Annotated in this window: 20 protein-coding genes; 8 read left to right on the plus strand and 12 right to left on the minus strand. The window is 63.7% G+C overall.

What is annotated here, in order from left to right; all coding sequences use genetic code 11:
• Positions 1–513: 513 nt before the first annotated feature.
• The 3 genes from clpB to rluD form a co-directional block, all read right to left on the minus strand.
• Positions 514–3096, minus strand: a complete 2583-nt coding sequence (gene clpB, locus P8934_RS16385) for an ATP-dependent chaperone ClpB (protein WP_278031963.1) — start codon at positions 3094–3096, stop codon at positions 514–516.
• A gap of 361 nt (positions 3097–3457) precedes the next feature.
• Complete coding sequence (gene pgeF / locus P8934_RS16390) at positions 3458–4213, minus strand: peptidoglycan editing factor PgeF (RefSeq protein ID WP_278031964.1); 756 nt, start codon at positions 4211–4213, stop codon at positions 3458–3460.
• 10 nt (positions 4214–4223) lie between these two features.
• Positions 4224–5183, minus strand: coding sequence for a 23S rRNA pseudouridine(1911/1915/1917) synthase RluD (gene rluD, locus P8934_RS16395; protein WP_278031965.1), 960 nt, complete (start codon positions 5181–5183; stop codon positions 4224–4226).
• 125 nt (positions 5184–5308) lie between these two features.
• Here rluD and P8934_RS16400 point away from each other — a divergent pair, with 125 nt between their 5' ends.
• From P8934_RS16400 to P8934_RS16415, 4 genes are all read left to right on the plus strand, one after another.
• Positions 5309–6124 (plus strand): outer membrane protein assembly factor BamD, encoded by an 816-nt coding sequence (locus tag P8934_RS16400; protein ID WP_278031966.1) that lies wholly within the window; start codon positions 5309–5311, stop codon positions 6122–6124.
• Between the two features lie 146 nt (positions 6125–6270).
• Entirely contained in the window at positions 6271–8118 is a 1848-nt protein-coding gene (locus P8934_RS16405; protein WP_278031967.1) for a sensor domain-containing diguanylate cyclase, read from the plus strand.
• Between the two features lie 72 nt (positions 8119–8190).
• On the plus strand, positions 8191–8457 hold the full coding sequence (locus P8934_RS16410; protein ID WP_278031968.1) for a BrnT family toxin: 267 nt from the start codon (positions 8191–8193) through the stop codon (positions 8455–8457).
• Positions 8444–8680: a CopG family transcriptional regulator gene (locus P8934_RS16415; RefSeq protein ID WP_278031969.1), complete on the plus strand. Its 237-nt coding sequence runs from the start codon at positions 8444–8446 to the stop codon at positions 8678–8680. Before P8934_RS16410 ends, P8934_RS16415 begins: the two co-directional genes overlap by 14 nt.
• 89 nt (positions 8681–8769) lie before the next feature.
• Here the strand turns inward: P8934_RS16415 and P8934_RS16420 are convergent, their stop codons facing one another.
• The gene (locus P8934_RS16420) at positions 8770–10401 is read right to left on the minus strand and encodes an NAD+ synthase (RefSeq protein WP_278031970.1); all 1632 of its coding nucleotides are present in this window, start codon (positions 10399–10401) and stop codon (positions 8770–8772) included.
• 101 nt (positions 10402–10502) lie between these two features.
• On the opposite strand from P8934_RS16420, the gene P8934_RS16425 reads away from it, so the two are divergent.
• The 3 genes from P8934_RS16425 (at position 10503) to P8934_RS16435 (ending at position 12366) form a co-directional block, all read left to right on the plus strand.
• Positions 10503–10814, plus strand: a complete 312-nt coding sequence (locus P8934_RS16425; protein WP_278031971.1) for a PP0621 family protein — start codon at positions 10503–10505, stop codon at positions 10812–10814.
• 187 nt (positions 10815–11001) lie between these two features.
• Complete coding sequence (locus P8934_RS16430) at positions 11002–11547, plus strand: GspH/FimT family pseudopilin (RefSeq protein ID WP_278031972.1); 546 nt, start codon at positions 11002–11004, stop codon at positions 11545–11547.
• A gap of 195 nt (positions 11548–11742) precedes the next feature.
• Positions 11743–12366 carry a hypothetical protein gene (locus tag P8934_RS16435; RefSeq protein ID WP_278031973.1) on the plus strand — a complete coding sequence of 208 codons (624 nt, stop codon included), beginning with the start codon at positions 11743–11745 and terminating at the stop codon, positions 12364–12366.
• Between the two features lie 450 nt (positions 12367–12816).
• On the opposite strand, the gene P8934_RS16440 is transcribed toward P8934_RS16435, so the two are convergent.
• From P8934_RS16440 to P8934_RS16460, 5 genes are read right to left on the minus strand one after another with little or no spacing between them, the layout of a single operon-like run.
• Entirely contained in the window at positions 12817–14001 is a 1185-nt protein-coding gene (locus P8934_RS16440) for a pilus assembly PilX N-terminal domain-containing protein (RefSeq protein ID WP_278031974.1), read from the minus strand.
• Between the two features lie 45 nt (positions 14002–14046).
• On the minus strand, positions 14047–14610 hold the full coding sequence (locus tag P8934_RS16445; protein ID WP_278031975.1) for a prepilin-type N-terminal cleavage/methylation domain-containing protein: 564 nt from the start codon (positions 14608–14610) through the stop codon (positions 14047–14049).
• Entirely contained in the window at positions 14607–15044 is a 438-nt protein-coding gene (gene pilV, locus P8934_RS16450) for a type IV pilus modification protein PilV (RefSeq protein WP_278031976.1), read from the minus strand. Before pilV ends, P8934_RS16445 begins: the two co-directional genes overlap by 4 nt.
• Positions 15041–15493, minus strand: a complete 453-nt coding sequence (locus tag P8934_RS16455) for a GspH/FimT family pseudopilin (protein ID WP_278031977.1) — start codon at positions 15491–15493, stop codon at positions 15041–15043. The genes pilV and P8934_RS16455 overlap by 4 nt, the downstream gene beginning before the upstream one ends.
• Positions 15494–15497: 4 nt before the next feature.
• Positions 15498–15932: a type IV pilin protein gene (locus P8934_RS16460; RefSeq protein ID WP_278031978.1), complete on the minus strand. Its 435-nt coding sequence runs from the start codon at positions 15930–15932 to the stop codon at positions 15498–15500.
• A 317-nt stretch (positions 15933–16249) separates the two neighbouring features.
• Between P8934_RS16460 and P8934_RS16465 the strand changes: the two genes are divergently transcribed.
• Positions 16250–17494: an outer membrane protein transport protein gene (locus tag P8934_RS16465; protein WP_278031979.1), complete on the plus strand. Its 1245-nt coding sequence runs from the start codon at positions 16250–16252 to the stop codon at positions 17492–17494.
• A 78-nt stretch (positions 17495–17572) separates the two neighbouring features.
• Here P8934_RS16465 and ispH read toward each other — a convergent pair whose 3' ends face one another.
• The 3 genes from ispH to lspA all read right to left on the minus strand — a co-directional run bounded on the left by ispH (position 17573) and on the right by lspA (position 19864).
• Positions 17573–18541 carry a 4-hydroxy-3-methylbut-2-enyl diphosphate reductase gene (gene ispH / locus P8934_RS16470; protein WP_278031980.1) on the minus strand — a complete coding sequence of 323 codons (969 nt, stop codon included), beginning with the start codon at positions 18539–18541 and terminating at the stop codon, positions 17573–17575.
• Positions 18542–18739: 198 nt separating this feature from the next.
• Entirely contained in the window at positions 18740–19201 is a 462-nt protein-coding gene (gene fkpB / locus P8934_RS16475) for an FKBP-type peptidyl-prolyl cis-trans isomerase (protein WP_278031981.1), read from the minus strand.
• A 114-nt stretch (positions 19202–19315) separates the two neighbouring features.
• Positions 19316–19864, minus strand: a complete 549-nt coding sequence (gene lspA / locus P8934_RS16480; protein WP_278031982.1) for a signal peptidase II — start codon at positions 19862–19864, stop codon at positions 19316–19318.
• Positions 19865–19882 lie beyond the last annotated feature (18 nt).

Raw genomic sequence — 19882 nt, forward strand, 5'->3', positions numbered from 1 at the left:
GCGATCCGCGCCCACCGTGTGGACACGAAGTCGAGTGCGACGGTATGCCGCTGCCGGCCGTGCCGGCACCTGATGCCAAACCCTGGCAGTAAGGGCCCTGTTGGGGCCTGCACTCTCATCACGGCGGATTGCCGCGTCGGGGCGTTGGCCGACCCGGGCGGTTGGCCCGGATTCGGAAGTCCTTCGGCGGGTAGAGGCGCTCGGCCCACCCTTCGCGCGGGAATGGGGGATTGCCCGCTGGAGTCCGCGCCCGTATCAGGAACGCTCAAGATTCCATTAGCACTGTGGAAGTGTCAACCGCGGAAACAGCGTGGGTAGCCCATGATGGGCCATCCGGCAAGGGGGGCGTGTCACCCGGGCCACCACAAAAGAGCCCGTCCACTCGCGGGGAGGGACGGGCAAGGGGGTTACAGGACGCAACCTGAATCTCATTGTAGACCGTCGCCGCCCGGTCGCCCGGGCGGCAAGGTAACGCTTTGTGGCGCAGTGTGACGCGGCTTTACGGCCTGTGCTTCAGCTCTGGAACACCAGCTGGTCGCCTTCCGCCTCCACATGGATGACGTCACCCGGCGAGAACTTCCCGGCCAGCAGGTCCTGGGCCAGCGGGTTCTCGATGCGCGCCTGGATCGCCCGCTTGAGCGGCCGCGCCCCGAACACCGGGTCGAAGCCCGCCTCGGCCAGCAAGGCAAGCGCCGCCTCGCTGACCTCGAGGGAGAGGTCGTGCTCCGCGAGCCGCGCACGCAGGCGGTCGAGCTGGATCTCGGCGATGGCCTGGATCTGCGCCTGGCCGAGGGCGTGGAACACCACCACCTCATCGATGCGGTTGATCAGCTCGGGGCGGAAGTGGTCGCCGACCACCGCCATCACCATCTCCTTCATCTGGGCGTAGTCGCTGTCATCGCCGCCCATGCGCTGGATGATGTCCGAGCCCATGTTGGAGGTCATCACGATCACGGTGTTGCGGAAGTCCACGGTGCGCCCCTGGCCGTCGGTCAGGCGGCCATCCTCCAGCACCTGCAGCAGGATGTTGAAGACGTCGGCATGGGCCTTCTCCACCTCGTCGAGCAGCAGCACCGAGTAGGGCTTGCGGCGCACCGCCTCGGTCAAGTAGCCGCCCTCCTCGTAGCCGACATAGCCGGGAGGTGCACCGATCAGCCGCGCCACGGAGTGCTTCTCCATGAACTCCGACATGTCGATGCGCACCATCGCCTCCTCGGTGTCGAAGAGGAAGTTGGCCAGCGACTTGCAGAGCTCCGTCTTGCCCACCCCGGTGGGGCCGAGGAACAGGAAGGAGCCATTGGGCCGGTTGGGATCGGCGAGGCCCGCACGGGAGCGGCGCACGGCGTTGGCCACGGCGGTCACCGCCTCGTCCTGGCCGATCACCCGCTCGTGGAGCGCCTCCTCCATGCGCAGCAGCTTGTCGCGCTCGCCCTCGAGCATCTTGGCCACCGGGATGCCGGTCCAGCGCGAGACCACCTCGGCGATCTCCTCCTCGGTGACGTTGGAGCGCAGCAGCTGGTGCTTGGAGGTATCGGCCTCGGCCTCGCCGGCCTCGGCGATCTTCTTCTCCAGGTCGGGAATCACCCCGTACTGGATCTCCGACATCCGCGCCAGGTCGCCCTGGCGACGGGCCTGCTCCAGGTCGATGCGGGCCTTGTCGAGGGCGTCCTTGAACTGGGCCGCGCCCTGGATGCTGGCCTTCTCGGCCTTCCAGATCTCGTCGAGGTCGGCGTACTCGCGCTCGAGCTCGCCGATCTGCTCCTCCAGGCTCTCGAGACGCTTCTTCGAGGCCTCGTCGGTCTCCTTCTTGAGGTGCTCCCGCTCCATCTTCAGCTGGATCAGCCGGCGGTCGAGGCGGTCCATCTCCTCGGGCTTGGAGTCGAGCTCCATGCGGATGCGCGAGGAGGCCTCGTCGATCAGGTCGATCGCCTTGTCGGGCAGCTGGCGGTCGGTGATGTAGCGAGTCGAGAGCTTGGCCGCGGCGATGATCGCGCCGTCGGTGATGTCGACGCCGTGGTGCACCTCGTAGCGCTCCTTGAGGCCGCGCAGAATGGCCACGGTGTCCTCCTCGGAGGGCTCGTCCACCAGCACCTTCTGGAAGCGGCGCTCCAGGGCGGCGTCCTTCTCGATGTACTTGCGGTACTCGTCCAGGGTGGTGGCGCCCACGCAGTGCAGCTCGCCGCGGGCCAGGGCGGGCTTGAGCATGTTGCCGGCATCCATGGAGCCCTCGGCCTTGCCGGCGCCGACCATGGTGTGCAGCTCGTCGATGAACAGGATCACCCGTCCCTCCTCCTGGGACAGCTCCTTGAGTACCGACTTGAGGCGTTCCTCGAACTCGCCGCGGAACTTGGCCCCGGCCAGCAGCGCGCCCATGTCAAGCGACAGCACGCGCTTGTCCTTGAGCCCTTCCGGCACCTCGCCGTCGACGATGCGCTGGGCCAGCCCCTCGACGATGGCGGTCTTGCCCACGCCGGGCTCGCCGATCAGCACCGGGTTGTTCTTGGTGCGACGCTGCAGCACCTGGATGGTGCGACGGATCTCGTCGTCGCGGCCGATCACCGGGTCGATCTTGCCGCTGGCGGCCCGCTCGTTGAGGTCCAGGGTGTACTTCTCCAGTGCCTCGCGCTGGTCCTCGGCGTTGGGGTCGTCGACCTTCTCGCCGCCGCGCACGCTGTCGACGGCCGTCTCCAGCGACTTGCGGGTCACCCCGGCCTGGGTCAGCAGCTTGGTCACCGCGTGTCCCATCCCCAGCGCGGCCAGCAGCACCAGTTCGCTGGCGATGTACTGGTCGCCACGCTTCTGGGCCTCGCGGTCGGTGAGGTTGAACAGCTTGATCAGGTCGCGGGACGGCTGTACCTCGCCATCGAAGTTGGCGACCTTGGGCAGGTCGTCGAGGTGGCCCACCAGGCCGTCGCGCAGCCGGGCAGCATCGCCGCCGGCCTTCTGGATCAGCGCCTTGACGCCGGTATCGGTGGCCTCCAGCAACGCCAGCAGCAGGTGGCCGGGCTCCAGCTGGTTGTGGCCACGCCCCACGGCCAGGGACTGGGCATCGGCCACGGCGTTCTGCAGCTTGGCGGTGAACTTGTCGAATCGCATTCGCTTTCCTCCATCGGGGTGACGGCGCGGTCGGACGCACCGTTTGGCCCTGTCAATGTGTCTTGACGGTATCAATGGAGACAGCGTGGCCGGCTTTCAAGTCGGCGGCCAGGGAAAGGGTGCGGGGGATTGACGCGGATCAAGCGGCCAAGGGGCAAGGGGCAAGGGGCAAGGGGCAAGGGGCAAGGGGCAAGGGGCAAGGGGCAAGGGGCAAGGGGCAAGGGGCAAGAGGCAAGGGGCAAGGGGCAAGGGGCAAACCAGCATCAACCCCGGACTGAAGGACACAAGGATCTTTTCCTTGTGGCTGGCCGAAGGCCCCGGGGTTTCCTTGAACCTTGCTCCTTGAGGCTTGTGCCTCGCGTCAGCGCAACCAGATCACGCTGGCCATGCGGCCGGTAAGGCCGTCGTCGCGGCGGTAGGAGTAGAAGCGAGGTTCGCAGGCGGTGCAGAAGTGGCCGCCGCTGATATGCGAGACACCCAGGCGCTCGAGGCGCAGGCGGGCCAGCTTGTAAAGGTCGCCCATGTAGTGGCCGAGCCGGTAGGGGCTGGGGTCGAAGGCCGCCTCGGCCTCAGGGTGCACGCCGACGAAGGCCTGCTGCACCTCGGGGCCGACCTCGAACTGGGCGTTGGAGATCGCCGGGCCCAGCCAGGCCAGCAGCTCCTCCGGCGGCAGGCCCATCGCCCCCACGGTGGCCTCGATCACGCCGCCGGCCAGCCCGCGCCAGCCGGCATGGGCCACCGCCACCCGCTCGCCGCGGCGGTCGCATAGGAATACCGGCAGGCAGTCGGCGGTGAGCACCACGCAGGCGTAGTCGCGGTTCGTGGCCACGGCGGCGTCGGCCTGGGGCCGGGCGTCGGAGTACTCCTGCTGCACCCGGGCGCCGTGCACCTGGTCGAGCCACAGCAGCGGGCGACCGTCGCCGACCTCCTTCTCCAGCTGGCGGCGGCACAGCGCCACGTGGTCCGGGTTGTCGCCCAGGTTCTCGGCCGGATTGAAGGCGGCAAAGGGGCCCTGGCTGGGGCCGGTCTCGCGGGTGGTCACGAAGGCGCCTACGCTCTCCGGCGCCGGCCAGTCGGGCAGGATCGGGGTCGGGCGCAGGTCGAAGGTATCGCTCATCACGGGGTCCTTAGCGCATGGTCTCGCGGTCTTCGCGCAGGTAGTCGAGCAGCATCAGCAGGTCATCGGGCAGCGGCGCGCGGAAGGCCATGCGCTCGCCGCTGGCCGGATGCACGAAGGCCAGCTTGCGGGCATGCAGCGCCTGGCGCGGGAACTCGCGCAGGATCTCCTTGAGGGTCTCGCCGGCGCCGGCCGGCAGCTTGAGGCGTCCGCCGTAGACCGGGTCGCCGATCAGCGGATAGCGTGCATGGGCCATGTGCACCCGGATCTGGTGGGTGCGACCCGTCTCGAGCTTGCAGCGCACGTGGGTATGGGCCCGGAAGCGCTCCACCACCCGGTAGTGGGTCACCGCCGGCTTGCCCGAGGCATTCACCGCCTGGCGCTTGCGGTCGCGCGGATGGCGGCCGATGGGGGCGTCTACGGTGCCGCCGGCGGTCATCACCCCGACCACCACGGCATCGTATTCCCGCGAGACGGTGCGCGCCTGGAGCTGCTCGACCAGGGCGGTCTGGGCGGCCAGCGTCCTGGCTACCACCATCAGCCCGCTGGTGTCCTTGTCCAGGCGGTGCACGATGCCGGCCCGGGGGATGGACGCCAGCGCCGGGTCATGGTGCAGCAGGGCATTGAGCAGGGTGCCGTCGGGGTTGCCGGCGGCGGGATGCACCACCAGGCCCGGCGGCTTGTCGATCACCAGCACCTCGTCGTCCTCGTACACCACCGTCAGGGGGATGTCCTCGGGCTCGAAGCGGGTGTCGTCCTCGATCTCGGCGGCCAGCGCCAGGGCCTCGCCGCCGTAGACCTTGTCCTTGGGCTTGGCCATTCGGCCGTCCAGGGTCAGGGCCCCGCTCTTGATCCAGGCCTTGAGCCGCTCACGGGAAAGGTCGGCGAAGAGTTCGGCGGCGGCCTGGTCGAGGCGCAGGCCAGCCATGCGTTCGGGAACGCGATGCTGGGCTTCGAGGGTCTGGGACATGGGTCGGGACAGGGCTCTCTGCGCACCGGGAGCGATGACTGCGTTTCGCCGCAAGGTGCTTTATAGTGGGCGGATATCGGCCGATTCTACCACGGCCGTCCGGGTTGTTAGACACGAGGATCACGATGCGCGTTATCACCTCCCCCGCCCGCCTGGCGTCCCTGCTGCTGGCCGGCGTCCTGCTGGCCGGCTGCGCCAGCACCGATTCCCAGGAAGACGAGCTCGACGGCGTCGCCGAACGCCAGCTCTATGAGGAGGGTCGCGAGGCCCTGGAGGATGGCCGCTACACCACCGCCATCAACCGGCTCGAGGCCATCGATACCCGCTTCCCCTTCGGCGAGCATGCCGAGCAGGCCCAGCTGGAGCTGATCTACGCCTACTACGAGACCGACGACTGGGAAGGCGCCCGCGCCGCCGCCAGCCGCTTCATCCGCCTGCACCCGGACCACCCCCAGGTGGACTACGCCTACTACATGCGTGGCCTGGCCGCCTGGCAGGCGGGGCGCTTCAGCCTCGAGCGGCTGCGGCTGATCAACATCGCCAAGCGCGACCTGGGCGCCACCCGCGATGCCTACGCCGACTTCCGCGAGCTGATCCAGCGCTACCCGGACAGCCAGTACGCCCCGGACGCCCGGCAGCGCATTGTCTACCTGCGCAACGTGCTGGCCCGCCACGAGCTGCACGTGGCCGACTTCTACCTGCGCAAGGGGGCCTACCTGGCCGCCGTGGAGCGCGGCCGCTGGGTGATCGAGAACTACCCGCAGTCCGCAGCCACCCATGACGCCCTGGCGGTGATGGTGGAGGGCTACCTGGGCCTCGAGATGCGCGACCGCGCCCGCGAATCCCTGCAGGTGCTGATCGACAACGCCCCGAACCACGAGCGCCTGCGCGGCCGCACCTTCCGCCCGGAGCACGTCAAGGCCGACGCCCTCTCGGCCTGACGCCTGCCCATGCCGCTGCCCCACCAACCCGGTTGGTGGGCAGCTCGATGACACATTCCGTTGTTCCCCACGTCCAGAAGCCTGTATTGTTGCTAAAACTCTAATGGTCAGGCCTCGCCCCATCGGGAGATGTCGGCCCGAGCCTCATGACGACAACCCCTTCTTCACCATCGACGCGCTACATCCGACGGCTGCACCTGCGCATCAGATCCCTGGCTGCGCTGGGCATCCTGGCCACTGCCCTGCTGGCCGGACTGATTACCGCCCTGCCCTTCTATCACGCCGCGCGAAGCGGCATCGAACGTACCAGTCAGCTCAGCGCCGAGACCCAGGCGGAAGCCCTTCACCATCAGTTCAAGCGCTATCAGGATATTACCCGCCAGCTTAACGGCCGCACGGATATTCGCGACCGCCTCGCTGACTATGCCCGCGGAGACATCTCGCTGGAGGCGCTATCAGCGTTCACCACACCCCGCCTGGCCGATGCCATGGCCCAGGCACCGGACCTGGTCGGCCTGATCCGACTTGGCCCCGATGGCGAACTCGTCTCGCGAATCGGCAAGGCCCCAGCCGACGCGATGCCGTCTCACGACTCACAGGAAGGCTACCCCTGCCGGCTCTACCTGCTGGAGCAAAGGGACGTGCTGGTGCAAAGCTGCTCGCCAATCGTCACTCCCGAAGGCGAGCGCCTCGGACGGGATATCGCCTTCTTCCAGGCCGATTCGCTGCTGGCCCTGCTGGCCGATACGGAGCGCTTCGGCGAAGGCGCCAAGCTACGGCTGCGCACCCCTCGCGGCCAGCAGGTGCTCATGTTGGGTCCGGAGGGGCCGGTCCTCAGTCGCTTCGACACCCTGGACAACCCGGAGGAGACGGTTCAGGTCACCCTCCAGGCCGCGCTGGGGGACCGGGGCTGGGAACTGCTGGTGGCGGTGCCGTCACAACGCTTTCACGACGAGGCCCTACAGCTACTGCTATGGCCCGCGCTGGCCATCCTCTTGCTGGCACTGGGAGGCACCTGGGTGGTCAGCAGCGCCCTGCACCCCCTGCTGGCTCGCGTGGACAGGCAGGCCCGTGAACTGGAAGCCTCGGACCAGAAGCTTCGCCTGGCCGCCAGCGTCTTTCGCAACGCTCAAGAGGCGATCGCCATCACCAGCCCACGCCATGCGATCATCGATGCCAACCCGGCCTTTGCCAACCACCTGGGCTACACCGCGCAGGCACTGATCGGGCGGCCGATGAAGGCCCTGCTGGCCTGGCATACCGACAGCTCAGCGCGTCTGAAACATGGCCTGAAACACCTGGAAGAAAACGGGACCTGGCAGGGTGAGGTCCGCTACCGCTGCGCCAACGGCGATATTCTGGTGGCACTGCAGACCGTCAGTGCGGTACGCAACGGCGACGGTGAAACGCTGCGCTATATCCACATCTTCAACGACGTCACCGAGCAGAGAGCCGCCGAGGAGATGGTGCGCCACCAGGCGCTTCACGATGAGCTGACCGGCCTGCCCAACCGTGCCCAGCTGGAGCAGCACCTAGAGCGGGCCCTTCACCAATGCCGTCTCACTGGCAAGCGGCTAGCGGTCCTCTTCATGGACCTGGATCACTTCAAGGAGGTCAACGACACGCTCGGCCACCAGGCTGGGGACAGGCTCCTGCAAGCCGTCAGCGAACGCCTGCAGGCCAACCTGCGCGCCGAGGACATGCTGGCGCGGCTGGGCGGCGACGAGTTCGTGATCGTGGTAGAGCCCATCCAGGCGGTGGATAACGCTGCCCGGGTGGCCTCCAATGTGGTCGAGGCGCTGACTACCCCCTTTGTCATCGGGGACACACCCTTGACGATCGGCGTCTCGGTGGGCATCGCCATTTTCCCGGCAGACGGCAGCGATGGCGTCAGCCTGCTCCAGGCCGCCGACGCGGCGATGTATCGCGCCAAGGCCGCCGGGCGCAATACCTGGTGCCTGTACTCACCACCATCGGCTATGCAGAACACTTGAGAAGAGGCGCCCTGATCACTTCTCTTGAAAGCCCCCCTTTCTCTTGGGATAAAAAAGGTATATTTTTTATTCATGGATGCCTTCGAGTTCGACTCGGGCAAGAGCGAAGCTAACAGGCACAAGCACGGCATCGACTTTGTCGACGCCCAGCGCCTCTGGGAAGACCCGGACTTGCTTGAGATCCCGGCAAAGACCATGGATGAGCCACGTTTCGTCGTGATTGGCAGGATCGATGGCAAGCACTGGTCCGGCATCATCACGTACCGCGGTAGACGCATTCGCCTGATCTCGGTCAGACGTTCGCGCAGCAGTGAGGTCGCCCTCTATGAAAGCCCATGATCTCGATAACCGCTTCGATGACGGTGACGACATCATCGATGAGCTCGACTTGTCGCAAGCCAGTCGTCCGCTCAGAAAGCAGAAGCGCGTCAACGTCGATTTCCCGACCTGGATGATCGACTCGCTGGACCGGGAGGCCGCGCGTCTCGGCGTCACCCGTCAGTCCATCATCAAGATCTGGCTGGCCGAACGCCTGGAGCAGCACGGCTCGCATTCGCACTGACCCTGCCCCCTTGACGGCAGAACGCCACCGCCCGAAAGGGCGGTGGCGTTTCTCGTTCCTATTGGCCCGGCGCTTGCGGCTCGGAGCTGTCAGTCCCCCGGCTGCCAGCCATTGACGATGGGGTAGCGGCGGTCACGGCCGAAGCCGCGGCGGGTGACGCGCACCCCCACCGGCGCCTGGCGCCGCTTGTACTCGCAGCGGTCCACCAGCTTGACCACCTTGTAGACGTCCTCGCGCTCGAACCCCGCGGCGATGATCGCCTCGGCGCTCATGTCGCCCTCGATATAGCGCACCAGGATGGCGTCGAGCACGTCATAGTCCGGCAGGCTGTCGCTGTCCTGCTGGTCCGGGGCGAGCTCCGCGGTAGGCGGCCGCTCGATGACCCGCTCGGGAATCGCCGGCGACTGGGTATTGCGCCAGCGCGCCAGGCGGTAGACCCAGGTCTTGTAGACGTCCTTGATGGCGTTGTAGCCGCCGACCATGTCGCCGTAGAGGGTGGCATAGCCCACCGCCATCTCGCTCTTGTTGCCGGTGGTCAGCACCATCAGGCCCTTCTTGTTGGAGATCGCCATCAGCAGCACGCCGCGGCAGCGCGACTGCAGGTTCTCCTCGGTGGTGTCCCGCTCGGTGCCGGCGAAGCTCTCGGCCAGCGTCGACATGAACGCCTCGACCATCGGTTCGATGGGCAGCACCTCGTAGCCCACGCCCAGCATCTCGGCCTGCTCGGCGGCGTCCTGCCGGGAGATATCCGCCGTGTAGTGGTAGGGCATCATCACCGCGTGGACGCGCTGGGGGCCCAGGGCATCCACGGCGATGGCCAGCGAGAGCGCCGAGTCGATGCCGCCGGAGAGCCCCAGCACCACGCCCTGGAAGCCGCTCTTGTTGACGTAGTCGCGCAGGCCGGTGACCAGCGCGCAGTAGAGGTTGTCCTCGGGCTCGACCTCGGGCTCGGTCTCGCCCGGCTGGGGGACCCAGTGGTGCGCATCGCGCACGAACTGCACCGGCATCAGGCCCACCGCCCAGTGGGGCGCCTGCACCATCAGCTCGCCCCTGGCATCAACGCAGGCCGAGCCGCCATCGAAGACCAGCTCGTCCTGGCCGCCGATCTGGTTGACGTAGACGATGGGCAGCGCCACCTCGCGGGCCCTCGCCTCGAGCAGCGCCAGGCGCTCGGCGGGCTTGTCCTGGTGGAAGGGCGAGGCATTCAGGGTGACCAGGATCTGGGCGCCGGCATCACGGGCCTGGCGAACCGGCTTCTCGCTCCAGATGTCCTCGCAGATCAGGATGCCGAGCCGGGCGCCCTTGTGCTCCACCACCAGCGGCCGGTTGCCGGTGGCGAAGTAGCGCTGCTCGTCGAACACCTCGTAGTTGGGCAGCGCCTGCTTGGCGTACTCGTCGAGCCACTCGCCGTTGTAGAGCACCCCGGCCAGGTTCCAGTTCTGCCCCTCCCGGCGCCCCGGATAGCCGACGATGACCATGACGTCGCGGGCCATCTTCTCGGCCATGTGGGCCCGGGCATGACGCAGGCGGGTCTCCATGGAGGGGCGCAGCAGCAGGTCCTCCGGCGGGTAGCCGGTGAGGAAGAGTTCGGGCAGCACCACGATATCGGCACCATGCTCGATGCGAGCCTCGCGCACGGTCTCGATGGCGAGGTCGGCGTTGCCGGGAATGTCGCCGACCAGCGGGTCGAGCTGAGCCATCACCAGGGTCAGGTCTTGCATGGGCTTGGAAATCTCTCGAGAATCGATGGATATCCGCCATTGTCCCGCAAGGGCGGCCGAGTGGCAAAGCCGGCCACCCCCACCTGGGAGTTCCACAAGGAATGAACCTGTTGCTGATTCGCCTGATCATCTTCGCCGTGCTGTTCTTCGCCGGCCTGAAGCTCTACCGCATGTACCGCGAGTGGAAACTGGACCGCGATGGCCCGCAGCAGGAGGGCGACCAGGGCAACCGCATGGTGCGCTGCAGCTGGTGCCAGGTGCACCTGCCCGAGGAGGACGCCCTGCGCGAGCGCGGCGACTGGTTCTGCTCCGGCGATCACCGCGACAAGTACCTGGCAGAACGAAAAGAAGAGCAGAAGGAAGAGAAGAAAGAAGCGCAGAAGGACGAGAACCAGCAAGAAAAGGACGACTGAAGCACCTCGAGGGCGGGGCGTGACCCGCGACTGCTTGCCCCTACCGCCGCATCGACCGAGGACAACCTCGCCGACCTCCCGCCATGATGACGCACAGCTGCTGTAGCTGATTGCCTACAGCGCGGCATGGCCTCCCGGCTAGCCTGAAGAAAGGACTCCAAAAACAGGCCACCGCCGGGAGGGCATCATGCGCCCTGCTGTTAACTCCCCTCTTTCGTCATGCCAGCATTTTCGTCAACAGGGCCTGACGCTGATCGAGCTGATCGTCGCCATCGCCGTGCTCGCCATCATCGCCACCGTCGGTGTTCCCGGCTTTCAGAAGTTCACAGCAAGGAATGAAGTGGCAGCAGAGGTGATGCGGCTCAAGTCAGCCTTGGCCAAGACACGCAGCGCGGCCATTACCCGCCGCAGCACCGTCACCCTCTGCCCCACCCTCGACATGACCCAGTGCCAGATCAGCAACAATGCCGGGGGAGATGCCTGGCGGGCCACCCTGGCAATCTTCGCGGGGCGCGGAGAGCCGGGCGACGCGCTGTTGCGCACCTTCGGCGAGAGCCAACTGCCCGCCCTCACCTACCGCAACGACGATCGCCCGGTGCGCTACAAGGCGCTGGGTCGCTCTGGCGGGCACAACGGCACCTTCCGCCTCTGCGGGCGCCAGGAGACCGGCGCTCGGGTCATCGTCAACAATGTCGGTCGCGTCCGCGTCGAGTCCGGCCGGCCAGAGTGCTGAGCGACACGACAGCCGCAACCGAGAGACGCCGCGAACCGGATAGCCAGCCGTGGGGGCTGGTCCTGTCCGCCAATGACGTGGGTAGCGCCATGGCCTATCATTTTCGGGCACGGACGTTCGCGGCCGGCGAGTTAGCTGCCCCCGTCCCGCAGCATAGGCTGAGGGGCAGTGCCTTCGTGCACTACGCAGCGCGCCATGATGCTCTCGCTCATCGACCTGGAAGCTGCCAACCCCCACATGATTCGCAACCCCTTCAAGAAGGCACCGCTCAAGGCCTGGGTCATCAAGCAGATCGACCCCGAGACCCTGCACCTGTGCGGCCAGGGGGTACTGGAATCGCCCGAGAAGCCCAAGCGGGTAAGAGAGGCGCTTCATTTCGAGCAGTACGAAGGCGCGGTGCGCATGGGCGAGACGGGCATCGTGCTCAACACCCGCCGCATTGCCGCCGTGGTGCCGCTTCATCGTCTCAGGCTGGTAGAGGGCGGCCGGGAAGCGGAGTGGCAAGGGCGCAGCTGGGCCGTTTCCCAGGTGCCGCAGCGCTGCTGGGACTACGACGGCCGCCTGGTCACCGAGAAGAATCCGATGTCGGAAGCGCCGGCGCTGATCAGTACGGAAGATGTCTCGCGCATTGGCCAGCAGATCAACCGCGACGGCGCACCGCCGGGTGAGGTCGTGTTCCGGCCCGTCAATGCCCTGGAAGACCCGCTGCAGGACACCCAGGCGGCGATCAAGGAAGTGCGGGAACGGCGCAAGCGCTCCCAAAAGGGGTGGCGGGAAGATGGCTCCTGGGGACCACTGGGCGAGCCGCCGGAGAAGTGAAGATTTGGATACGGCCGAGCTGGAAGAATAAGAATAAAAGGGTAACGACGGCCTGCCACTAGTGGTTTCGTCCCCTGTGTGAGCGACGGTTCGGCGTCCCGACTTGAGATCGCGAAACGTGGCCGAAGGCCTCTCCGGCAATAGGCAATCAGGACGGGCGCGCCTCGGCACCAGTGATATTATAAAGTCAATGAGGGTCTGTCCCTCATTGTTTATTGTTTATTTAAATGAGGGTCTGTCCCTCATTGTTTATAATTTGACGTGGCGATGTGCGCCAAAAAGAAAGGGATGCCGTTGGTACAGCACGCCCAGTAAGAGCATCGGTTCGGCGTCCCGACTTGAAATCACGAAATCGCGAAACGCGGCCGGAGGCCGCCCCGGTAATAAGCAATCAGGACAGGCGCGCCTCGGCGCCAGTGAGTTAATAAAGGCCTGCCCCTAAAAAGTCACTTACTGCCATGAAATAATATCGGGAACTCCACCACCTACTCCTCCAAGATAACTCTCTTCTGCTGAGGAGACACCCACCCGCTTCAGCGCTTCAGCAACGTACGTTCTGTCAAAATAGATAGAGCCATCCACCCCCCCTCCATTCACCACAATCTTAACCTCACTGGAAAAATTAAAATCTGGCTCTCCACCAACCTCGAGGAAATTCCCCACTATGACAGACCCATAAACATTCTCATTACCACTCACGCCAAACCAATTATCATTATCATTTTTCAGCTGCACATCCCCACCCCAAACAATAACCACACCACAAAATCTTGAGTTGTTTTTTGCCTCAAATTTCCTCAAGAAAGCAACTTGATAAATATCAGCATCCTCGCAAGAATCATCTCTTCCTATCCACTGCGCATCAGATCCAAAGTTTTCGTCAGTGAGCAAGGAAGAATGGCCATCAATTTCCCCATAAAGAGAAGACAATAAGTCACGAGACTCTTGTCGATAAGTGCCGCCATATTCAACACTTCCAACAAAAGCATCATTTCCAAGATCACCATAACAAACTTCAGAATTAGGTGCTTCTCCGCAGCTGTGCTCAGTTCCTTCATAATAAAGAGAGTTTGAAGATGAGTCCAACCCGGCATTAATTGATCCGTTATCAGACTTAGGGTACCAGTGATTGCTTTCTATATCTTGAATACCACCCAAAACAGTCAAAGCAGAGTTTAGACTAAAGCCTCCACCATCTAGAGAAACAATTACGGGCTCACTCCCCCCCCCTCCAGCACGACCCAAGGCAAGGATGTAATCACCAGACCCAAGCTCTAACCCATTGGCGGAACTCACCCTTACATAGCAAGCAACCCCTTCTCCCTCAGAAAAAGAGAAGCTAGAGCAATGTGCACTATTTGATGAAAGACTGGCCAAACCTTCAAGGCCATCCCAGCCAAACCCCTGATCCAACTCGTCGAACCCAGCCCAAACACTCTTATTCTTGGCAAGTATTTCGCTAAACAGCTCTGATGCCGCACTTTCAGAGTTCATCTGCGCTTGGCTTGCAGCCCTATAATTCCCTGCCAACCTCTCATCAATATGTGAAGACTGCATACTTGACAGGCCAACCATCAATGAAACGGTCAGTAGCGAGAGGACCACTATTAACGCTGCCCCTTTTTGATGCTTCATGATCATACTCCGGAAAGCCATGCCAGCTTCGGCGATACAAAAAATTCAGTTGGTTACTGCTGCCGTGCGATTAACAGCAAAGAATGTCAGGCCTTCAGCAGCACCACTGCTATCGGTGGAGACAAGCTTCAAAGTAACTAACATTCCATAATCACCTTCAGGTGTTACCTCGAACCCGTCCGGTGACAAACCTCCTACCAATTCTTGGGCTCCAGGCAGATCATCTCCGGAACAAGCTTGATCGAGCTGTAGATAATAGTGTGGCTCTCCATCAACTGTTTTCGAACCAACACTGTAGACTTTATCTACATCGCTGCCTGTAGAGCAGCTTGCCGTATCACCTCGATTGGGTACTGTAAGGGTCAAAGTATCGACAGGAGAAGAGACGCTTGACTCAGGAGCCACCGAAGACCAGTCGGCTCTCCGAATATCTCTCATCAACACTTCAACAGCAAAATTCACCGCAGCTTGCTTTTCACTCAACGTTTCAACCTGACGGTTGGTCTGAAAAGCCGTGAGAAATAACTGACCGGCACCCAGAATGATGATCAAGCCAATCACCATGGCGACCATCAACTCGACGAGAGAGAACCCCCCATTACTCTTCATGGGGTAGTCTCCGGCAGCCTGACCGTATAGGTAAACGGCACTCCTGAAAATCGTTCCTCATCCCAATGCACAGTGATAGTAAACTCACACTTAGTGCCGACCTGCTCTATGGTGCTTTTCGTGAAGCCAGGCAAAATTACTGTCCTAGCACCGCTATCTGACCAGTGCGTAAGCCACGCATTTTTTACGTTCGAAAGAGCACTGCTTGGACAGGGAGGAACTCCGGGAATGGCAGCAACTTCAGCCCAAAGTCTTTCCTGCGCATCTTGCGCGGCCAATGAAGCGATGGAACGCTGATAGGCGGCATGAGCACCTTGCAGTGCCTTAAGTTGCATAGCCGCCACGCCTAGCAGGCCGATGGAGAGCACCAGCAGAGCAACCAATACCTCAATCAAAGTAAAACCGCGCTGTTTTGCGAATTTTTTACACTTCACGATGAGCCTCCGCTCACTCGGCCCACAATATTGACATTAAAATTACGATCTTGCGCATAACTGGCGCTTGAAGATAAAGTTAATCTGCAGTCTAAATAACAACTATCTCTCTTTCCCAGCGAGTTGAACGTTACGAAAAAACTCTCATCATTAAAGTTTGTAATGCTGTCACGGCCGCTACGAACACGTATCGGGTCAGTAATACCGTCTACTTTGACCTGATAAGCCCATGGGGAGGTCGAAGTCACATCAAAGGTGACGTCCTTGCGTCGCTTGATTGCCTCACTTCTGGCGTAGTTAAGGCCTGACAAGATTTCATTGTAGTCGGCAGCTACTCGACTGGCGGCCATCATACGTTGAAATCCTGGCACAGCGATGGTCGCCAATATAGCGATCACGGCAATAGTGGTAATAAGCTCGATCAATGTGAAACCGAATGACTTCTTCATAGCGTTACCAGCATGATTCCGGGCGTCTATTCCCTACATGATCGAGGCTCATCGTACCATCTGAACAGCCATCACGATCATCAGCTATAGCTTTCACCTCGTACGTCGAACTCGATATCGAAGCAATATTAATTGAATAGTTTCCGTCCGGAGAGCTAACAACTGTAGCATCCGAAGAAAAGCTACTGCAGTTTCCACCATCATACTGGTAACTAGCGGTATAGCATCTTTCTAATATTTGTGAGGCTTCCATTAAACCGGCTTGGGCATCTGCTCTCAGCGCTCGCTCCACATATCCCTGATAACTCGGAATCGCAATCGACGCCAGAATGCCGATGATGGCGACCGCAATCATCAGCTCGATCAGCGTAAAACCGGCGCTGCGCCGGGTGCGGCCTGAAGGGCCCTGAGGCCTGGATCGGGAATCGGTGAAGCTCACGCCGTGCGTCTCCTCGGGAGTCAAGGCATTTGTATCAGTATGTATCAAAATGTGGCGTTCCGATAGTGTGCAGGCTCAAAAATGCCATGCTCCCCGGGTGAGCGGCTGCTTACGTGGTGCTCCTCGCGGGCCCTGTGGTCCTTAGATGGCCCCGCGACCAAGGCTGTGCTTCCAGCCCTTGTTACCATGCGCCAGCCGGAGCATGACACCATAGCGGAAGGGATCATGGCATATCAGTATAAAAACTGATTACTTTTCATTATAACCACCATGCTGTAGAAGGCGCAAAACTCCCCCTCCCCTGACTCACAGGCAGCATGATGCGACTCAAGCACACCCTGCTGGTGCTGGCGGCCCTCACCCCGGCCCAGGCACTGGCGACCAACGGTTACTTCTCCCACGGCTACGGCACCATCAACCAGGGCATGGCCGGCGCCGGCACCGCCCTGGCCCAGGACAGCATCGCCGCGGCCACCAACCCGGCGGGCATGGCCTTCATCGGCGACCGCGCGGATGGCGGCGCTGAGCTCTTCTCGCCGCACCGGGATTACAGCGTCGAGGGTGGCGGCCCCCCGAGCCCGCAGACCTTCTACCTGATGCCCGGCACCAGGAAGAGCGAGAACGAGGCTTTCCTGATCCCCCATCTCGGCTATAACCGCCAGGTCACCGAGACCCAGACGGTCGGCCTCTCGGTGTTCGCCAATGGCGGCATGAACACCGAGTACAATGGCAGCAACGGCGGCACCTTCGGGGCCGGCAAGGCCGGCGTGAACCTGGAGCAGGGCTTCATCGCTCCCACCTGGACCTGGCGCTTTGCCGAGCAGCAGGCCATCGGCATCTCGCCGGTGATCGCCTACCAGCGCTTCTCCGCCGAGGGGCTGGGCAACTTCGCGCCGATGTCCTCCGCCCCGGGCGCCCTCTCCGACATCGGTACCGACGATGCCTGGGGCTACGGCTTCCAGATCGGTTGGCAGGGGCAACTCACCGATGAGCTGCGCGGCGGGCTGAGCTGGCGCAAGGTGCTGAAGATGGAGGAGTTCGACGACTATCGCGGGCTCTTCGCCGAACAGGGCGACTTCGACATCCCGCAGATGTTCCATGCCGGCCTTGCCTGGTCGGGCATCGAGGACCACTGGCTGCTGCTGGACGTGCAGCATATCCGCTACAGCGCGATCGAAAGCGTGGGCAACCCCTTCGATCCCACCACGCGCCTGGGGGATGACGACGGCGCTGGCTTCGGCTGGGACGACATGACGGTGGTGAAGCTCGGCTGGCAGTGGCAGCAGAATGCGCGCCAGACCTGGCGGGCCGGCCTGAGCTACGGCGAGCAGCCGATTCCTGAGAGCGAGGTGCTGTTCAACATCCTGGCCCCCGGCGTGCAAGAGTGGCATATCACCGGCGGCTTCACCCGGGCGCTTGCGAGTGGCCTGAGCCTCTCCGGCATGGCCTTCTACTCGCCGGAGGAGACTGTGCGCGGCGAGAACCCCATGGGCCCGGGCCAGGAGATCGAGCTGAGCATGTACCAGCTGGGGGCCGCCGTCAGCCTGGGCTGGCAGTTCTAGAAGATACCGCCCCTCCAACGAGAACGCCGCCGACAGGACTCTGACGGCGGCGTTCTCGTTGGAGGGGCGAAGCGCGCGTTACTCGCTGGCGATCACCCGCTCGCGCAGCTCGCGGGGCATGGAGAAGGTGATGGTCTCCTCTCGGCCGGCAAGCTCCTCGGGGGCGCGGGCACCCAGGGCCTGCAGCCGCTCGATCACGCCCTTGACCAGCACCTCGGGGGCGCTGGCGCCGGCGGTGACGCCGATGACGTTGACGCCGTCGAGCCAGGCCGGGTCGACCTGCTCGGCGCTGTCGACCAGGTAGGCCGGGGTGCCAACCCGCTCGGAGAGCTCGCGCAGGCGATTGGAGTTGGAGCTGTTCGGGCTGCCCACCACCAGCACCAGGTCGGCGCCGTCCGCCAGCTCGCGCACGGCGTCCTGGCGGTTCTGGGTGGCGTAGCAGATGTCGTCCTTGCGCGGCCCCTGGATCTCGGGGAACTTCGCGCGCAGGGCGTCGATCACCCTGGCGGTGTCATCCATGGAGAGGGTGGTCTGGGTGACGAAGGAGAGCTGGCTCGGATCCTTCACCTCGAGGTTGGCCACGTCCGCCTCGTCCTCGACCAGATAGATCTGCCCGCCATGGGAGGTGTCGTAGCGCCCCATGGTGCCCTCCACCTCGGGATGCCCCTCGTGGCCGATCAGGATGCACTCCTGGCCGCGGCGGGCGTAGCGCAGCACCTCCAGGTGCACCTTGGTGACCAGCGGGCAGGTGGCGTCGAACACCTTGAGGCCCCGGCGCTCGGCCTCCTCCTGCACGGCGCGAGAAACCCCGTGGGCCGAGAAGATCACGATGACGTCGTCGGGCACCTCATGGAGCTCCTCGACGAACACCGCCCCCCGCTCGCGCAGGCTGTCGACCACGAAGCGGTTATGGACCACCTCGTGGCGCACGTAGATCGGCGGGCCAAAGGCGTCCAGCGCGCCATTGACGATCTCGATGGCGCGGTCGACGCCGGCGCAGAAGCCGCGGGGGTTGGCCAGCTTGATTTGCATGGTGTCGGGTTGCATGGGGGCCTTGCCTTGATGCTTGAGCATCTGCCTATGAAAAGCGGGAAAGCGCTGAGTTCCGTCGCGAGCGAAGAGAGGCTGGTTGCCGCCGGAGCACAGTCACCGGAGTGTAGCCTGCTACATGAGGATGACGACGGTCCGACGCCTCGGCACCGCCGGCGGCCAGGATATCGAGCGCAGCAGGAAGTCAGTGTTTTCTTAGTGGGTGGTGGCTGGCTTCACGTCGAGCACTTCCACCTCGAAGGTCAGGGTACGCCCCGCCAGCGGGTGGTTGAAGTCCACTTCCACCTGCTCGCCCTCGATGTGCCTGATCACCCCGGGCAGCTCGCCGCCGGCGGCATCGGCGAAGGACATCACCATGCCCACCTCCGGCTCGTCGCTCTCGAAGTCGTCGCGCTTGAGCATCTGGATGTTCTGGGGATTGTGCTGGCCGAAGGCGTGCTCGGGGGTGATCTCGAAGCTGCCGGTATCACCGACAGCCAGCCCCTTGAGGGGGTGCTCGAAGCCCGGCGGCAGGTTGCCATCGCCCACCTGGAAGGTGGCCGGCGCCTTGTCACGGGTGGAATCCACCACGGTGCCGTCCTCCAGGCTGAGGGTGAAGTGCAGGGTCACTTCCATGCCCTCGTCGATGCGGTATTGGGGGCTGTTCTGGTCGCTCATGACAGTCTCGGACTCGGTAAGGATGGTAAGGTTCGATGGCCTTATCGGGCGCCTTTCGTCGAGGCGTCGAACCGGCAATAAATTGCGCTCCCACAGGGGCGGCGAGCGGGTTCCTCAACCACGCTGACGGGCCCGGCGCCGCTCGGCGAACAGCGACTCCCAGATCAGGCCGACGGCCCCCAGGGTGATGCCGATGTCCGCCACGTTGAAGGCCGGGTAGTACCAGCCGGCCACATGGAAGGAGAGGAAGTCCACCACGTAACCGTGCACCAGCCGGTCGTAGAGGTTGCCGAGCGCCCCGCCGATGATCAGCGCCAGCGACACCGCCAGCAGCGTCTCGTCGCGCCTGAGGCGGCGCATCCAGATCGTCAGGCCGATGCTCGCCCCCACCGCGATGGTGGCGAAGAACCAGCGCTGCCAGCCGGGATGGCCGGCCAGGAAGCTGAAGGCGGCGCCGGTGTTGTGCAGCAGCGTCAGGTTGAAGAACGGCAGCACCTCCACCGGCCGGGCGTAGTCGAGCAGACCGCTGGCCAGATACTTGGTGCCGAGATCCAGCACGATCACCGCCAGCGCCAGCCACAGCCAGCGCAGGGGGCGCTCCATGGGCGCGGCCTCGGGCCGGCCGGTCTTGTCGCTCATGCTCGCCTCGCTTCCCTCGGACATCGCCATCTCCTCCTGCAG

The organism is Halomonas sp. CKK8, assembly GCF_029625235.1.
Classification (GTDB): domain Bacteria; phylum Pseudomonadota; class Gammaproteobacteria; order Pseudomonadales; family Halomonadaceae; genus Halomonas; species Halomonas ventosae.

What these genes read in the sequence shown, in the direction of transcription:
- clpB (WP_278031963.1), bottom strand. Translation starts at nt 3,096, where the DNA reads ATGCGATTCGACAAGTTCACCGCCAAGCTGCAGAACGCCGTGGCCGAT.
- pgeF (WP_278031964.1), bottom strand. Translation starts at nt 4,213, where the DNA reads ATGAGCGATACCTTCGACCTGCGCCCGACCCCGATCCTGCCCGACTGG.
- rluD (WP_278031965.1), bottom strand. Translation starts at nt 5,183, where the DNA reads ATGTCCCAGACCCTCGAAGCCCAGCATCGCGTTCCCGAACGCATGGCT.
- P8934_RS16400 (WP_278031966.1), top strand. Translation starts at nt 5,309, where the DNA reads ATGCGCGTTATCACCTCCCCCGCCCGCCTGGCGTCCCTGCTGCTGGCC.
- P8934_RS16405 (WP_278031967.1), top strand. Translation starts at nt 6,271, where the DNA reads ATGACGACAACCCCTTCTTCACCATCGACGCGCTACATCCGACGGCTG.
- P8934_RS16410 (WP_278031968.1), top strand. Translation starts at nt 8,191, where the DNA reads ATGGATGCCTTCGAGTTCGACTCGGGCAAGAGCGAAGCTAACAGGCAC.
- P8934_RS16415 (WP_278031969.1), top strand. Translation starts at nt 8,444, where the DNA reads ATGAAAGCCCATGATCTCGATAACCGCTTCGATGACGGTGACGACATC.
- P8934_RS16420 (WP_278031970.1), bottom strand. Translation starts at nt 10,401, where the DNA reads ATGCAAGACCTGACCCTGGTGATGGCTCAGCTCGACCCGCTGGTCGGC.
- P8934_RS16425 (WP_278031971.1), top strand. Translation starts at nt 10,503, where the DNA reads ATGAACCTGTTGCTGATTCGCCTGATCATCTTCGCCGTGCTGTTCTTC.
- P8934_RS16430 (WP_278031972.1), top strand. Translation starts at nt 11,002, where the DNA reads ATGCGCCCTGCTGTTAACTCCCCTCTTTCGTCATGCCAGCATTTTCGT.
- P8934_RS16435 (WP_278031973.1), top strand. Translation starts at nt 11,743, where the DNA reads ATGATGCTCTCGCTCATCGACCTGGAAGCTGCCAACCCCCACATGATT.
- P8934_RS16440 (WP_278031974.1), bottom strand. Translation starts at nt 14,001, where the DNA reads ATGAAGCATCAAAAAGGGGCAGCGTTAATAGTGGTCCTCTCGCTACTG.
- P8934_RS16445 (WP_278031975.1), bottom strand. Translation starts at nt 14,610, where the DNA reads ATGAAGAGTAATGGGGGGTTCTCTCTCGTCGAGTTGATGGTCGCCATG.
- P8934_RS16455 (WP_278031977.1), bottom strand. Translation starts at nt 15,493, where the DNA reads ATGAAGAAGTCATTCGGTTTCACATTGATCGAGCTTATTACCACTATT.
- P8934_RS16465 (WP_278031979.1), top strand. Translation starts at nt 16,250, where the DNA reads ATGATGCGACTCAAGCACACCCTGCTGGTGCTGGCGGCCCTCACCCCG.
- ispH (WP_278031980.1), bottom strand. Translation starts at nt 18,541, where the DNA reads ATGCAACCCGACACCATGCAAATCAAGCTGGCCAACCCCCGCGGCTTC.
- fkpB (WP_278031981.1), bottom strand. Translation starts at nt 19,201, where the DNA reads ATGAGCGACCAGAACAGCCCCCAATACCGCATCGACGAGGGCATGGAA.
- lspA (WP_278031982.1), bottom strand. Translation starts at nt 19,864, where the DNA reads ATGTCCGAGGGAAGCGAGGCGAGCATGAGCGACAAGACCGGCCGGCCC.